This window comes from Serratia sp. JKS296 (genome assembly GCF_900215445.1).
Classification (GTDB): Bacteria; Pseudomonadota; Gammaproteobacteria; order Enterobacterales; family Enterobacteriaceae; genus Serratia; species Serratia marcescens.
Genome location: NZ_OCMX01000001.1, coordinates 4,963,897 through 4,977,495, shown reverse-complemented (window position 1 = coordinate 4,977,495; position 13,599 = coordinate 4,963,897). Strand labels below are relative to the sequence as shown.

The window sequence follows — 13,599 nt, the reverse complement described above, 5'->3', positions numbered from 1 at the left end:
CGAATTACGTAGAGGATTCAAGATGGCTACTGGAAAGATTATCCAGGTAATCGGCGCCGTGGTGGACGTCGAGTTCCCTCAGGATGCCGTACCGAAAGTGTACGACGCCCTTGAGGTAGAAAACGGCACCGAAAAACTGGTGTTGGAAGTTCAGCAACAGCTGGGCGGTGGCGTGGTTCGCTGTATCGCAATGGGGACCTCCGACGGTCTGCGTCGCGGTCTGAAAGTGAACAACCTGGACCACCCGATTGAAGTGCCGGTGGGTAAAGCTACCCTGGGCCGTATCATGAACGTATTGGGTCAACCGATCGACATGAAAGGCGACATCGGCGAAGAAGAGCGTTGGGCGATTCACCGCGCGGCGCCAAGCTACGAAGAGCTGTCCAGCTCCCAGGAACTGCTGGAAACCGGTATCAAGGTAATGGACCTGATTTGTCCGTTCGCCAAGGGCGGTAAAGTCGGTCTGTTCGGCGGTGCGGGCGTAGGTAAAACCGTAAACATGATGGAGCTGATCCGTAACATCGCGATCGAGCACTCCGGTTATTCCGTGTTTGCGGGCGTGGGCGAGCGTACTCGTGAGGGTAACGACTTCTACCACGAAATGACCGACTCCAACGTTCTGGACAAAGTATCCCTGGTTTACGGCCAGATGAACGAGCCACCAGGTAACCGTCTGCGCGTTGCGCTGACCGGTCTGACCATGGCGGAGAAATTCCGTGACGAAGGCCGTGACGTTCTGCTGTTCGTTGACAACATCTACCGTTACACCCTGGCCGGTACCGAAGTGTCCGCACTTCTGGGCCGTATGCCATCCGCGGTAGGTTATCAGCCAACGCTGGCGGAAGAGATGGGCGTTCTGCAAGAACGTATCACCTCGACCAAGACCGGTTCCATCACTTCCGTACAGGCCGTTTACGTTCCTGCGGATGACTTGACTGACCCGTCTCCAGCCACCACCTTTGCGCACTTGGACGCAACCGTGGTACTGAGCCGTAACATCGCTTCTCTGGGTATCTACCCGGCCGTTGACCCGCTGGATTCCACCAGCCGTCAGCTGGATCCGCTGGTCGTTGGCCAGGAGCACTACGACGTAGCGCGTGGCGTGCAGTCCATTCTGCAACGCTACCAGGAACTGAAAGATATCATCGCGATCCTGGGTATGGACGAGCTGTCTGAAGAAGACAAGCTGGTCGTATCCCGTGCGCGTAAGATCCAACGCTTCCTGTCTCAGCCGTTCTTCGTGGCAGAAGTCTTCACCGGTTCTCCGGGCAAGTTCGTATCGCTGAAAGACACCATCCGTGGTTTCAAAGGCATTATGGACGGCGACTATGACCACCTGCCGGAGCAGGCGTTCTACATGGTTGGCACCATTGAAGAAGCAGTGGAAAAAGCCAAGAAACTGTAACGCCTTGAGAGGAGGGTGATATGGCTATGACTTACCATCTGGATGTAGTCAGCGCGGAAAAACAGATGTTTTCCGGCCTGGTGCAGAAGATCCAGGTGACAGGCAGCGAAGGTGAACTGGGGATCTTCCCTGGCCATGCGCCGCTGCTGACTGCCATCAAGCCTGGCATGGTGCGTATTGTTAAGCAGCACGGTGAAGAAGAGTTCATCTACCTGTCCGGCGGCATCCTCGAGGTGCAGCCGAGCGTGGTTACCGTGCTGGCGGACACTGCTATCCGTGGTACTGACCTCGACGAAGCGAGAGCGTTGGAAGCTAAGCGTAAAGCTGAAGAACACATTCGCAGCTCTCATGGCGATGTCGACTATGCTCAGGCATCCGCTGAACTGGCGAAAGCGATCGCAAAACTGCGCGTTATCGAGCTCACCAGAAAAGCGATGTAATGTTTGGGTGCTCTGCACCCAACTTTAAGAAAGCGGCCCATAGGGTCGCTTTTTTTTTACTTTAAAATAAGCATTTCGGCCCGGCTGGCAGAGTGGTGTATAACCCCTGATATCGGGCAAGAAACGTCGCCGAACGCCGACAGTTTTTTTGCCCTGGAGCTGAATTGGGCATGGTGGTGACAGACCACGCGCCGCGCGGCCTGCGCCGGGTTCGTGATGAGAAATATGTAGTAATATCGTCGCTAAACGGTTTTACTTTCGTCTATCAAAATGGAGTTATCAGGTTGCTTATGTCGAACAGCGCAATGAGCGTAGTTATCCTCGCCGCAGGCAAGGGTACGCGCATGTATTCCGATCTTCCCAAAGTGTTGCACCCGTTGGCCGGCAAGCCGATGGTGCAACACGTCATTGATGCCGCGATGAAGCTGGGTGCGCAACATGTTCACCTGGTATACGGCCACGGCGGCGATTTGCTGAAAAGCACGTTGACTGACGGCGCGCTGAACTGGGTGCTGCAGGCCGAGCAACTGGGTACCGGTCACGCAATGCAGCAGGCCGCGCCGCATTTTGCCGATGATGAAGACGTGCTGATGCTGTACGGCGACGTGCCGCTGATCTCCGTCGATACGCTGCAACGCCTGTTGGCGGCTAAACCGCAGGGCGGCATCGGCCTGCTGACGGTCAAGCTGGACGATCCGAGCGGCTATGGCCGCATCGTGCGTGAGAACGGCGACGTGGTGGGCATCGTCGAGCATAAAGACGCCAGTGAAGCGCAGCGGCAGATCAACGAGATCAATACCGGCATCCTGGTGGCGAACGGGCGCGATCTGAAACGCTGGCTGGGAATGTTGAATAACGACAACGCACAGGGCGAGTTTTACATCACCGATATCATTGCGTTGGCCCATGCCGACGGCAAGAAAATCGAAGCCGTGCACCCGTCGCGTTTAAGTGAAGTGGAAGGCGTGAACAACCGTCTGCAGCTGGCGACTCTGGAGCGCGTATTCCAGTCGGAACAGTCTGAAAAGCTGCTGTTGGCCGGCGTTATGCTGCTGGATCCGGCGCGTTTCGATCTGCGCGGGGAACTTGTTCACGGCCGTGATATCACTATTGATGCGAATGTGATTATCGAAGGTCACGTCAAGCTGGGCGATCGGGTGAGAATCGGCGCCGGCTGCGTGCTGAAAAACTGCGTGATCGGTGATGACTGCGAGATCAGCCCTTACAGCGTGCTGGAAGACAGCGTGCTGGAAGCAGACTGCACGGTGGGGCCGTTCGCCCGCTTGCGCCCAGGCGCGGAGCTGGCGGCAGGGGCTCACGTCGGCAACTTCGTGGAAATGAAAAAGGCGCGCCTGGGCAAAGGCTCCAAGGCCGGTCACCTCAGCTACCTGGGCGATGCTGAAATCGGCGATGACGTGAATATCGGCGCCGGCACCATCACCTGCAACTACGATGGCGCCAACAAGCACAAGACGCTGATCGGCGACGGCGTGTTCGTCGGTTCCGATACTCAGCTGGTGGCGCCGGTGTCGGTCGGCAAAGGCTCCACCATCGCCGCCGGCACCACGGTGACGCGCGATATCGCCGAGAACGAACTGGTGTTGAGCCGCGTCAAGCAGGTGCACATTCAGGGCTGGCAACGTCCGGTGAAGAAGAAGTCATAGTGTGTTTTGCGTTGGGCTCCGTTCACGAGCCCAATACAAAACATAATAATCCCCACCATCTACAGGCTCGGGGGCGCACGGTAAAAACCGGCAAAAATCAGGTCAAGGCATCGAAAGCGCCCATGAAGGGCGTTCATTAGGAATATAACTGAATGTGTGGAATTGTAGGCGCAGTAGCGCAACGTGATATCGCAGAAATCCTGTTGGAAGGTTTACGTCGTCTCGAGTACCGCGGTTATGACTCCGCCGGTCTGGCGGTGGTCGATGAAAAAGGCAACGTCAGTCGCCTGCGTCGCGTTGGCAAGGTACAAAAGCTGGCCGAAGCGGCGGAACAAACCGATCTGCACGGCGGTACCGGCATCGCTCACACCCGTTGGGCTACGCACGGTGAACCGACCGAAGCGAACGCGCACCCGCATGTTTCCGACTACATTACCGTGGTGCATAACGGCATCATCGAAAACCACGAGCCGCTGCGCGAACTGCTGATTGAACGTGGTTACCGTTTCAGCTCTGAAACCGATACCGAAGTGATTGCGCACCTGGTGCACTGGGAACAACTGCAAGGCGGTACGCTGCTGGAAGTGGTTCAGCGCGTGATCCCGCAGCTGCGCGGCGCTTATGGCACCGTGGTGATGGACAGCCGCGATCCGAGCGTGCTGGTCGCGGCGCGTTCCGGTAGCCCGCTGGTTATCGGCCGCGGCGTTGGGGAAAACTTCATCGCTTCCGATCAGCTGGCGCTGCTGCCGGTCACCCGCCGCTTCATCTTCCTGGAAGAGGGCGACGTGGTGGAAGTGACTCGCCGCACCGTCAACATTTTCGACAAACAGGGCAACGCCATCGAGCGCCCTGAGATCGAGTCCCAGGTGCAGTATGACGCCGGCGACAAGGGCGCTTACCGCCACTACATGCAAAAAGAGATTTACGAACAGCCGCTGGCGCTGAAAAACACCCTGGAAGGGCGTTTCAGTCATGGCCAAATCAACCTGAGTGAGCTGGGGCCGCACGCCGACGAGCTGCTCGCCAAGGTGCAGCACGTGCAGATTATCGCCTGTGGCACTTCTTACCACTCCGGTATGGTGGCGCGTTACTGGTTCGAAGCGCTGGCCGGCGTGCCGTGCGATGTCGAGATCGCGTCCGAATTCCGTTACCGCAAATCGGCGGTGCGTCCGGGCAGCCTGATCATCACTCTGTCGCAGTCCGGCGAAACCGCCGACACTCTGGCGGCGCTGCGCCTGTCCAAAGAACTGGGTTATCTCGGTTCGCTGGCCGTTTGTAACGTTGCCGGCTCTTCGCTGGTGCGTGAATCCGATCTGGCGTTGATGACCAAAGCGGGCACGGAAATCGGCGTAGCCTCGACCAAAGCCTTCACCACGCAGCTCACCGTGCTGTTGATGCTGGTGGCGCGCCTGGGCCGTCTGAAAGGCATGGCGGAAAGCGTGGAGCACGAGATCGTGCATGGTCTGCAGGCGTTGCCAGCGCGTATCGAGCAGATGCTGTCGATGGATAAAGATATCGAAGCGCTGGCGGAAGGCTTCTCCGACAAGCACCATGCGCTGTTCCTCGGCCGTGGCGATCAGTATCCGATCGCCATGGAAGGGGCGCTGAAGCTGAAAGAGATCTCCTATATTCACGCCGAAGCTTATGCGGCGGGCGAGTTGAAACACGGCCCGCTGGCGCTGATCGACGCCGATATGCCGGTGATTGTGGTGGCGCCGAACAACGAACTGCTGGAAAAGCTGAAGTCCAACATTGAAGAAGTGCGCGCGCGCGGCGGCCAGCTGTACGTGTTCGCCGATCAGGACGCCGGCTTCGTCAGCAGCGAAGGCATGACCATCATTCCTCTGCCGCACGTCGAGGAAATCGTTGCGCCGATCTTCTACACCGTGCCGTTGCAGCTGCTGTCTTACCATGTGGCGCTGATCAAAGGCACCGACGTTGACCAGCCGCGCAACCTGGCGAAGTCTGTCACCGTAGAGTAATTTGCCGCAGGTAAACTGCAAAAGCCGGCCTTAGCGCCGGCTTTTTTCATGAGTGACCTTAAAGATGACAGCGCTGCCGTTTCGGTGATAAACGTTGTCATATTCAAGCGGATAGGCCGCGCCAAGCCGGTTTTTTATTGCTTGGGAAATGTGCTGTTTCACGGCTAACCTTCTGATTTAAATACAAACAAGCACTCATTAAATGCACTGTAATATAACTGTCATATTGCGTACATTTTTCTGTCACCAAACTGTCCTATTTTCCCTCCTGCAGCAATACTTACTCTGATTAAAACGACTCGAAGTCGATTTTAAGTATCCCATTAGGAGGGATTATGAAACTGATGCGTACCACCGTCGCCAGTATTGTGGCAGCGACCTTCTCCCTGACCGCCGTGTCCGCGTTCGCTGCTGCCAGCCTGACCGGTGCAGGTGCGACATTCCCCGCTCCGGTTTACGCCAAGTGGGCAGATTCTTATCAGAAAGAAACTGGCAACAAAGTTAACTATCAGGGCATCGGCTCCTCTGGCGGCGTAAAGCAAATCGTGGCCAACACCGTTGACTTTGGCGCTTCCGACGCCCCGCTGTCTGACGACAAGCTGGCGGCCGACGGCCTGTTCCAGTTCCCGACCGTGATCGGCGGCGTGGTGCTGGCGGTGAATATCCCGGGCATCAAATCCGGCGAACTGACGCTGGACGGCAAAACCCTGGGCGACATCTACCTGGGCAACGTCAAAAAATGGAACGATCCGGCTATCACCAAGCTGAACCCAGGCGTGAAACTGCCTGACCAAAACATCGCCGTAGTGCGCCGCGCCGACGGTTCCGGCACTTCGTTCGTGTTCACCAGCTACCTGTCCAAAGCCAATGCGCAGTGGAAAGAAAAGATTGGCGCCGGTTCTACCGTTAACTGGCCGACCGGTCTGGGCGGTAAAGGCAACGACGGCATCGCCGCCTTCGTTCAGCGTCTGCCAGGCTCTATCGGCTACGTAGAATACGCTTACGCCAAGCAGAACAACCTGGCTTACACCAAGCTGGTGTCCGCTGACGGCAAACCGGTCAGCCCGACCGAAGAGAGCTTCAGCAACGCCGCCAAAGGTGCAGATTGGAGCAAAACCTTTGCTCAGGATCTGACTGACCAGAAAGGCGACAACGTGTGGCCAATCACCTCCACCACCTTCATCCTGGTGCACAAAGAGCAGAAAAACCCTGTTCAGGGCGCCGAAGTGCTGAAGTTCTTCGACTGGGCCTACAAAACCGGTGCAAAACAAGCTAACGAGCTGGATTACGCCACCCTGCCGGCAGAAGTGGTTGAGCAGGTGCGTGCGGCCTGGAAAACCAACGTAAAAGACAGTTCAGGTAAAGCGCTGTACTAACAACGCAGGGGCGCGGGTTCGCCGCGCCCCACACAGTTCTTCAGGCTCCGATCCCGGTTGGGGCTGCCAGGGTTCAAACAGAGAGTAATCTATGGCTGAGTACAAGCCGACCATCAAAGCACCGGGCAAAAACGGTGACATCATTTTCAGCGCGCTGGTGAGACTGGCTGCGCTGATTACCCTATTGTTGCTGGGCGGCATCATTGTTTCGCTGATCTTCGCCTCCTGGCCAAGCATGCAGAAATTCGGCTTTGCGTTCCTGTGGACCAAAGAGTGGGACGCGCCGGCGGAGCAGTTCGGCGCGCTGGTGCCGATCTACGGCACCGTGGTCACCTCGCTTATCGCGTTGATCATCGCCGTGCCGGTGAGCTTCGGCATCGCGCTGTTCCTGACCGAACTGGCGCCGAACTGGCTGAAGCGGCCGCTGGGCATCGCCATTGAGCTGCTGGCGGCCATTCCGAGCATCGTCTACGGCATGTGGGGACTGTTCGTGTTCGCCCCGCTGTTCGCCGAATACTTCCAGACGCCGGTGGGCGACGTGCTGTCGGGCATTCCAATCGTCGGCGAGCTGTTCTCCGGCCCGGCCTTCGGCATCGGCATCCTGGCCGCCGGGGTGATCCTGGCGATCATGATCATTCCTTACATCGCCGCAGTGATGCGCGACGTGTTCGAACAGACCCCGGTGATGATGAAAGAGTCGGCCTACGGCATCGGCTGCACCACCTGGGAAGTCATCTGGCGCATCGTGCTGCCGTTCACCAAAAACGGCGTCATCGGCGGGGTGATGCTGGGCCTGGGCCGTGCGCTGGGGGAGACCATGGCGGTGACCTTTATCATCGGCAACACTTATCAGCTCGACAGCGCTTCGCTGTACATGCCGGGCAACAGCATCACCTCGGCGCTGGCCAACGAATTCGCCGAAGCCGAGTCCGGCGTGCACACCGCCGCACTGATGGAGCTGGGCCTGATTCTGTTTGTTATCACCTTTATCGTGCTGGCGCTGTCGAAACTGATGATCATGCGTCTGGCCAAGAATGAGGGGCGTTAACATGGCGACGATGGATATGCAAAACGCAGTCGTTCTGGCGGAAAGCCGCCGCAAAATGCAGGCCTGGCGCCGGCAGAAAAATCGCCTCGCGCTGTTCCTGTCGATGGCGACCATGGCGTTCGGGCTGTTCTGGCTGATCTGGATCCTGATCGCTACCGTCACCAAAGGCTTCGACGGCATGTCGCTGGCGCTGTTCACCGAGATGACCCCGCCGCCGAATACCGCGGGCGGCGGCCTGGCCAACGCCATCGCCGGCAGCGGCCTGTTGATCCTGTGGGCGACCCTCTTCGGTACGCCGCTGGGCATCATGGCCGGCATCTACCTGGCGGAATACGGCCGTAAATCTTGGCTGGCGGAAGTGATCCGCTTTATCAACGACATCCTGCTGTCCGCACCGTCGATCGTAGTGGGCCTGTTCGTTTACACCATTGTGGTGGCGAAGATGGAACACTTCTCCGGTTGGGCCGGCATCGTGGCGCTGGCGTTGCTGCAGGTGCCGATCGTCATTCGCACCACCGAGAACATGCTGAAGCTGGTGCCGGATACGCTGCGCGAGGCCGCCTATGCCCTGGGCACGCCGAAATGGCGCATGATTTCCGCCATCACGCTGAAGGCGTCGGTGTCCGGCATCATCACCGGCGTGCTGCTGGCGATTGCGCGCATCGCGGGGGAAACCGCGCCGCTGCTGTTCACCTCGCTGTCGAACCAGTTCTGGAGCACCGACCTGATGCAGCCGATCGCCAACCTGCCGGTGACCATCTTCAAATTCGCCATGAGCCCGTTCGCCGAATGGCAACAGTTGGCCTGGGCCGGGGTGCTGTTGATCACCCTGTGCGTACTGTTACTGAATATCCTGGCGCGCGTAATTTTCGCCAAGAAAAAGCATTCGTAAAATTTTGAGCGCCGCTTTGGCGGCGCTGATGAAAAGAGAGAAGTCTTGATGAGTATGGTTACTGACGCTTCCAGCAGCAAAATTCAGGTACGTGATCTGAACTTCTACTACGGCAAATTCCATGCGCTGAAGAACATCACGCTGGATATCGCCAAGAACAAGGTCACCGCGTTTATCGGCCCATCCGGCTGCGGCAAATCCACCCTGCTGCGCACCTTTAACAAGATGTACCAGCTGTACCCGGAACAGCGTGCGGAAGGCGGCATTCTGCTGGACGGCCAGAACATCCTGACCGACAACTCGGATATCGCGTTGCTGCGCGCCAAGGTCGGCATGGTGTTCCAGAAGCCGACGCCGTTCCCGATGTCGATTTACGACAACATCGCTTTCGGCGTTCGCCTGTTTGAAAAGCTGTCGCGCGCCGATATGGACGAGCGCGTGCAGTGGGCGCTGACCAAGGCCGCGCTGTGGAACGAAACCAAGGACAAGCTGCACCAGAGCGGTTACAGCCTCTCCGGCGGCCAGCAGCAGCGTCTGTGCATCGCCCGCGGCATCGCCATTCGTCCGGAAGTGCTGTTGCTGGATGAGCCTTGCTCGGCGCTGGATCCGATCTCTACCGGCAAGATTGAAGAGCTGATCAGTGAACTGAAGGCCGATTACACCGTGGTGATCGTGACGCACAACATGCAGCAGGCAGCGCGCTGCTCCGACTCTACCGCATTTATGTATCTGGGCGAGCTGATCGAGTTCAGTGATACTGATAACCTGTTCACTGCGCCGCAGAAAAAGCAGACTGAAGACTACATCACTGGCCGTTATGGTTGATAGGAAGCATCATGGATAACCTGAATTTAAACAAACACATTTCCGGCCAGTTCAACGCAGAGCTCGAGCATATCCGCACCCAGGTGCTGACCATGGGCGGGCTGGTGGAGCAACAGCTGACCGACGCCATCACCGCGATGCACAATCAGGATGGCGAGTTGGCCAAGCGCGTAATTGAAGGCGACGCCAAGGTCAACATGATGGAAGTGGCGATCGACGAAGCGTGCGTGCGCATCATCGCCAAGCGCCAGCCGACCGCCAGCGATCTGCGCCTGGTGATGGCGATCATCAAAACCATTTCCGAGCTGGAGCGCATCGGCGACGTGGCGGACAAGATCTGCCGCACCGCGCTGGAAAAGTTCTCGCACCAGCATCAGCCGCTGCTGGTCAGTCTGGAGTCGCTGGGGCGCCACACCGTGCAGATGCTGCACGACGTGCTGGACGCGTTCGCGCGCATGGATCTGGACGAAGCGATCCGTATTTACCGCGAAGATAAAAAGGTCGACCAGGAATACGAAGGCATCGTGCGTCAGCTGATGACCTACATGATGGAAGACTCGCGCACCATTCCGAGCGTGCTGACCGCGCTGTTCTGCGCCCGCTCTATCGAGCGTATCGGCGACCGCTGTCAGAACATCTGCGAATTTATCTTCTATTTCGTCAAGGGGCAGGATTTCCGTCATTTGGGCGGCGATGCCCTGGAAAAGCTGCTCTCTCCGGGCGGTAAAGACGAAAAGGCCGACTAACTCTTTCCGGGTAATATCCTTCAAAGGCGCGGTTTCCCGCGCCTTTATTCCATCTTAAGCGCGTAAAGATAAAAAGGTTATAAATATAGCTTTTTATATTATTTCCTGACCTATGTGGCGCTTGCTAGCTTATTCGCCAGCAGGACATCAACCACTTAGGAGCTTTCTATGAAACATCGCGCTTTGGCCTTAACGTTGTTAGCCAGTCTGACCGGCCTCGCCGCCGGCGCCGCGCACGCGGACAAACTTGACGATATCAAGCAAGCCGGCGTGGTGCGTATCGCGGTGTTCGACAGCAACCCGCCGTTCGGCTACATCGATCCGCAGAGCAAAAAGCTGGTGGGCTACGATGTGGACGTCGCCGACGCGATCGGCAAAGCGCTGGGGGTGAAAGTGGAGCTGCGCGCCACCAACCCGGCCAACCGCATTCCGCTGCTGGTGTCGAAGAAGGTTGACCTGATTGCCGCCAACTTCACCATTACCGACGAGCGCGCCAAGGAAGTGAACTTCAGCGTGCCGTATTTCGCCACCGGCCAGAAATTCATCGCTCGCAAAGGCGTATTGAAAACCCCGGAAGACATCAAGAAGCTGCGCATCGGCGCGGACAAGGGCACGGTGCAGGAAATCACCCTGCGCGAGCGTTTCCCGACGGCGAAAGTGATCTCTTACGATGATACCCCGCTGGCGTTCGTGGCGCTGCGCAACGGCAACGTGCAGGCGATCACTCAGGACGACGCCAAGCTGGTCGGCCTGCTCGGCAACCTGCCGGCGGCGCAGAAGGCGGAATTTGAAATTTCGCCGTTCAGCCTGACCAAAGAGTATCAGGGCGTGGGCATTCCCAAGGGCGAGGATCGCCTGACCGCCGCGGTGAATGAGACGCTGATCAAGCTGGAAAACGACGGCGAAGCGGTTAAGATTTACGATCGCTGGTTCGGGCCGGAAACCAAATCCGCCCAGCCGCGCGGCGATTTCAAAATCGCGCCTTTGGATCAGCAACCGAAAGCCTGATTTAACCGCTCGCGGTGAGATCGGTACGGAGGGGCGCAGCTTGCTGCGCCCCTGATGCATTCTGCAAGACAAGGATTGAACATGAACCTGGACTGGCTGCTGGCGCCGCAATACCTGAACTGGCTGTGGCACGGCTTTCTGCTGACGCTGTGGCTTTCCGCCTGCGCGGGCCTGGCGGCCACGCTGTTGGGCTTCGTGCTGGCGGCGATGCGCGACAGCAGCCTGCGGCCGTTGCGTTGGCTGGCGATGGGATACAGCTCGTTGTTTCGCAATACGCCGCTGCTGGTGCAGCTGTTCTTCTGGTACTTCGCCGCCGGGCAAATCCTGCCGTCCGCCGCCATGCAGTGGCTGAACAGCGCACATCAGGTCGGCCCGCTTGAGTGGCCGTCGTTCGAGTTTCTCGCCGGTTTCTTCGGCCTGACGCTGTACTCCACCGCCTTTATCGCCGAAGAGATCCGCTCCGGCATTCGCGGCGTCGCCGGCGGGCAGAAATATGCCGCTCAGGCGCTGGGGCTGACCGGCTGGCAGGCGATGCGCTACGTGGTGCTGCCGCAGGCGCTGAAAATCGCGCTGCCGCCGCTGCTGGGGCAATACATGAACGTGATCAAGAACTCGTCGCTGACCATGGCGATCGGCGTTGCCGAACTCTCTTACGCCTCGCGTCAGGTCGAAACCGAAACCCTGCGCACCTTCCAGGCGTTCGGCGTGGCGACGGTACTGTATATCGCCATCATCGCGCTGCTGGAAGGTTGGGGCATGTGGCGACAACAGCGTAAACCGCTGGGAGGACATTGAGATGGATTTCAGCGTGATTCACGACAACCTGGGTTACCTGCTGTGGGGCACCTGGCCGGATGGGCCGCTGGGCGGCGCGGCGCTGACGTTGGCGATCAGCCTGATGGCCGGCGTGGCCTCGGCGGTGCTCGGCACCTTACTCGGCGTGGCGCTGGCAATGTCGCGCGGCGTCGCCGCCGGGCTGCTGGCGGCGGTGTTGGGCTTTTTCCGCGCCATTCCGGTCATCATGCTGATCTTCTGGACCTATTTCCTGCTGCCGATGGTGTTTGGCGTCGAGATCCCGGAAATTACCACCGTGGTGTGTGCGCTGGCGCTGATCGCCTCGGCCTATCTGGCTCATGCGGTGAAGGCCGGCATCGCCGCGATCGGTCCCGGCCAGTGGCAGGCCGGGCTTTCTCTGGGGCTGACGCGCTGGCAGACGCTGCGCATGATCGTGCTGCCGCAGGCGCTGCGCATGATGGTGCCGTCGTTCATCAACCAGTGGATTTCTCTGATCAAAGACACCTCGTTGGCTTATATCGTCGGCGTTGGCGAATTGACCTTCCTGGCGACCCAGGTTAACAACCGCAGCATGGTCTATCCGATGGAAGTGTTCCTGTTTGTGGCGCTGGTCTATTTCGTATTCTGCCTGGCGCTCGATCTGCTGGCCAACGCGGTCAACCGCCGCTTCGGCGCGCAAACCCGCGCGCTGAAGCGGTCCTGGCGCTGGTGGCGCAACAAGCCGCCGTTGCCGGCCAGTTAATCGGCCGTCAGCCGCCAGCCGCGTTCGCGCCACAGCGCGGGCAATTGAGCCAGGTCGTCAAACGTGGTCACCAGCGGGTGATCGATCGGCGGATTATGCGGATCGGCGCAGAAGTAAAAGACCGGAATGCCGGCATTGATGCCGGCCTGCGCGCCGGCGGGAGAATCGTCCACCAGGATGCAGCGCGTCACCGGCACCCGCATCTGTTCGGCGGCGTGAAACACGATCGCCGGATCCGGCTTCCAGCGCTGAATGTCATAGCCGCTGAACAACCGGTCATCAAAATAAGGCAGCATGCCGGTCAGGCCGAGCGAGTGCTGCATCTTGCTGACCGGCCCGTTGGAGACGGTGCAGACAGGCACCGTCACCTGCGCCAGCAGCTCGCGGGCGCCGGCAATCTGTTGCAGCTCGCTGTCGAACAGCCGCGCCACTTCCTGCCGATACAGCGGCTCCAGCGTCTCTTTTTCCAGGTCAGTGCCCTGCTCGGCATTGACCCGATCGATAATCTCGTACAGCTTCACCCCTTTGTATTTCTTGAATACCTCTTCCAGCGACAGATGAATGCCGTAGTGGGCGAACATATGGACATAGGCTTTGCTGCACAGCACTTCGCTGTCCACCAGCGTGCCGTCGCAGTCGAACAAAATGCAGTCAATCTGATTCATGCGGGACAGGT

13 protein-coding genes are annotated in these 13,599 nt (G+C 58.6%); 12 read left to right on the top strand and 1 reads right to left on the bottom strand.

The annotated features are described in order from the left end of the window. The first annotated feature begins 22 nt into the window (after positions 1–22). The 12 genes from atpD to CRO23_RS23730 all read left to right on the top strand — a co-directional run bounded on the left by atpD (position 23) and on the right by CRO23_RS23730 (position 12,923). Entirely contained in the window at positions 23–1,405 is a 1,383-nt protein-coding gene (gene atpD, locus CRO23_RS23785; protein ID WP_004933813.1) for a F0F1 ATP synthase subunit beta, read from the top strand. Between the two features lie 20 nt (positions 1,406–1,425). Then, the gene (locus CRO23_RS23780; RefSeq protein WP_004933814.1) at positions 1,426–1,845 is read left to right on the top strand and encodes a F0F1 ATP synthase subunit epsilon; all 420 of its coding nucleotides are present in this window, start codon (positions 1,426–1,428) and stop codon (positions 1,843–1,845) included. Positions 1,846–2,135: 290 nt separating this feature from the next. Continuing rightward, positions 2,136–3,509 (top strand): bifunctional UDP-N-acetylglucosamine diphosphorylase/glucosamine-1-phosphate N-acetyltransferase GlmU, encoded by a 1,374-nt coding sequence (glmU, locus tag CRO23_RS23775; RefSeq protein ID WP_033634231.1) that lies wholly within the window; start codon positions 2,136–2,138, stop codon positions 3,507–3,509. A gap of 152 nt (positions 3,510–3,661) precedes the next feature. After that, complete coding sequence (gene glmS / locus CRO23_RS23770; protein ID WP_097103044.1) at positions 3,662–5,491, top strand: glutamine--fructose-6-phosphate transaminase (isomerizing); 1,830 nt, start codon at positions 3,662–3,664, stop codon at positions 5,489–5,491. Positions 5,492–5,826: 335 nt separating this feature from the next. Further along, the gene (gene pstS / locus CRO23_RS23765; protein WP_079450353.1) at positions 5,827–6,867 is read left to right on the top strand and encodes a phosphate ABC transporter substrate-binding protein PstS; all 1,041 of its coding nucleotides are present in this window, start codon (positions 5,827–5,829) and stop codon (positions 6,865–6,867) included. 91 nt (positions 6,868–6,958) lie between these two features. Continuing rightward, the gene (pstC, locus tag CRO23_RS23760) at positions 6,959–7,915 is read left to right on the top strand and encodes a phosphate ABC transporter permease PstC (RefSeq protein WP_016929615.1); all 957 of its coding nucleotides are present in this window, start codon (positions 6,959–6,961) and stop codon (positions 7,913–7,915) included. A 1-nt stretch (position 7,916) separates the two neighbouring features. Beyond that, positions 7,917–8,807: a phosphate ABC transporter permease PstA gene (pstA, locus tag CRO23_RS23755; RefSeq protein WP_004933824.1), complete on the top strand. Its 891-nt coding sequence runs from the start codon at positions 7,917–7,919 to the stop codon at positions 8,805–8,807. A 54-nt stretch (positions 8,808–8,861) separates the two neighbouring features. After that, entirely contained in the window at positions 8,862–9,632 is a 771-nt protein-coding gene (gene pstB / locus CRO23_RS23750) for a phosphate ABC transporter ATP-binding protein PstB (protein WP_016929614.1), read from the top strand. A gap of 11 nt (positions 9,633–9,643) precedes the next feature. Further along, positions 9,644–10,378, top strand: coding sequence for a phosphate signaling complex protein PhoU (phoU, locus tag CRO23_RS23745; RefSeq protein ID WP_016929613.1), 735 nt, complete (start codon positions 9,644–9,646; stop codon positions 10,376–10,378). 168 nt (positions 10,379–10,546) lie between these two features. After that, complete coding sequence (locus tag CRO23_RS23740; RefSeq protein ID WP_016929612.1) at positions 10,547–11,386, top strand: ABC transporter substrate-binding protein; 840 nt, start codon at positions 10,547–10,549, stop codon at positions 11,384–11,386. Between the two features lie 81 nt (positions 11,387–11,467). Then, positions 11,468–12,181 (top strand): amino acid ABC transporter permease, encoded by a 714-nt coding sequence (locus tag CRO23_RS23735; protein WP_016929611.1) that lies wholly within the window; start codon positions 11,468–11,470, stop codon positions 12,179–12,181. Between the two features lies 1 nt (position 12,182). Continuing rightward, positions 12,183–12,923, top strand: coding sequence for an amino acid ABC transporter permease (locus tag CRO23_RS23730; RefSeq protein ID WP_004933841.1), 741 nt, complete (start codon positions 12,183–12,185; stop codon positions 12,921–12,923). On the opposite strand, the gene yieH is transcribed toward CRO23_RS23730, so the two are convergent. Then, the gene (yieH, locus tag CRO23_RS23725) at positions 12,920–13,588 is read right to left on the bottom strand and encodes a 6-phosphogluconate phosphatase (protein WP_016929610.1); all 669 of its coding nucleotides are present in this window, start codon (positions 13,586–13,588) and stop codon (positions 12,920–12,922) included. The two genes, CRO23_RS23730 and yieH, sit on opposite strands and share 4 nt — an antisense overlap. Between the last annotated feature and the right edge of the window lie 11 nt (positions 13,589–13,599).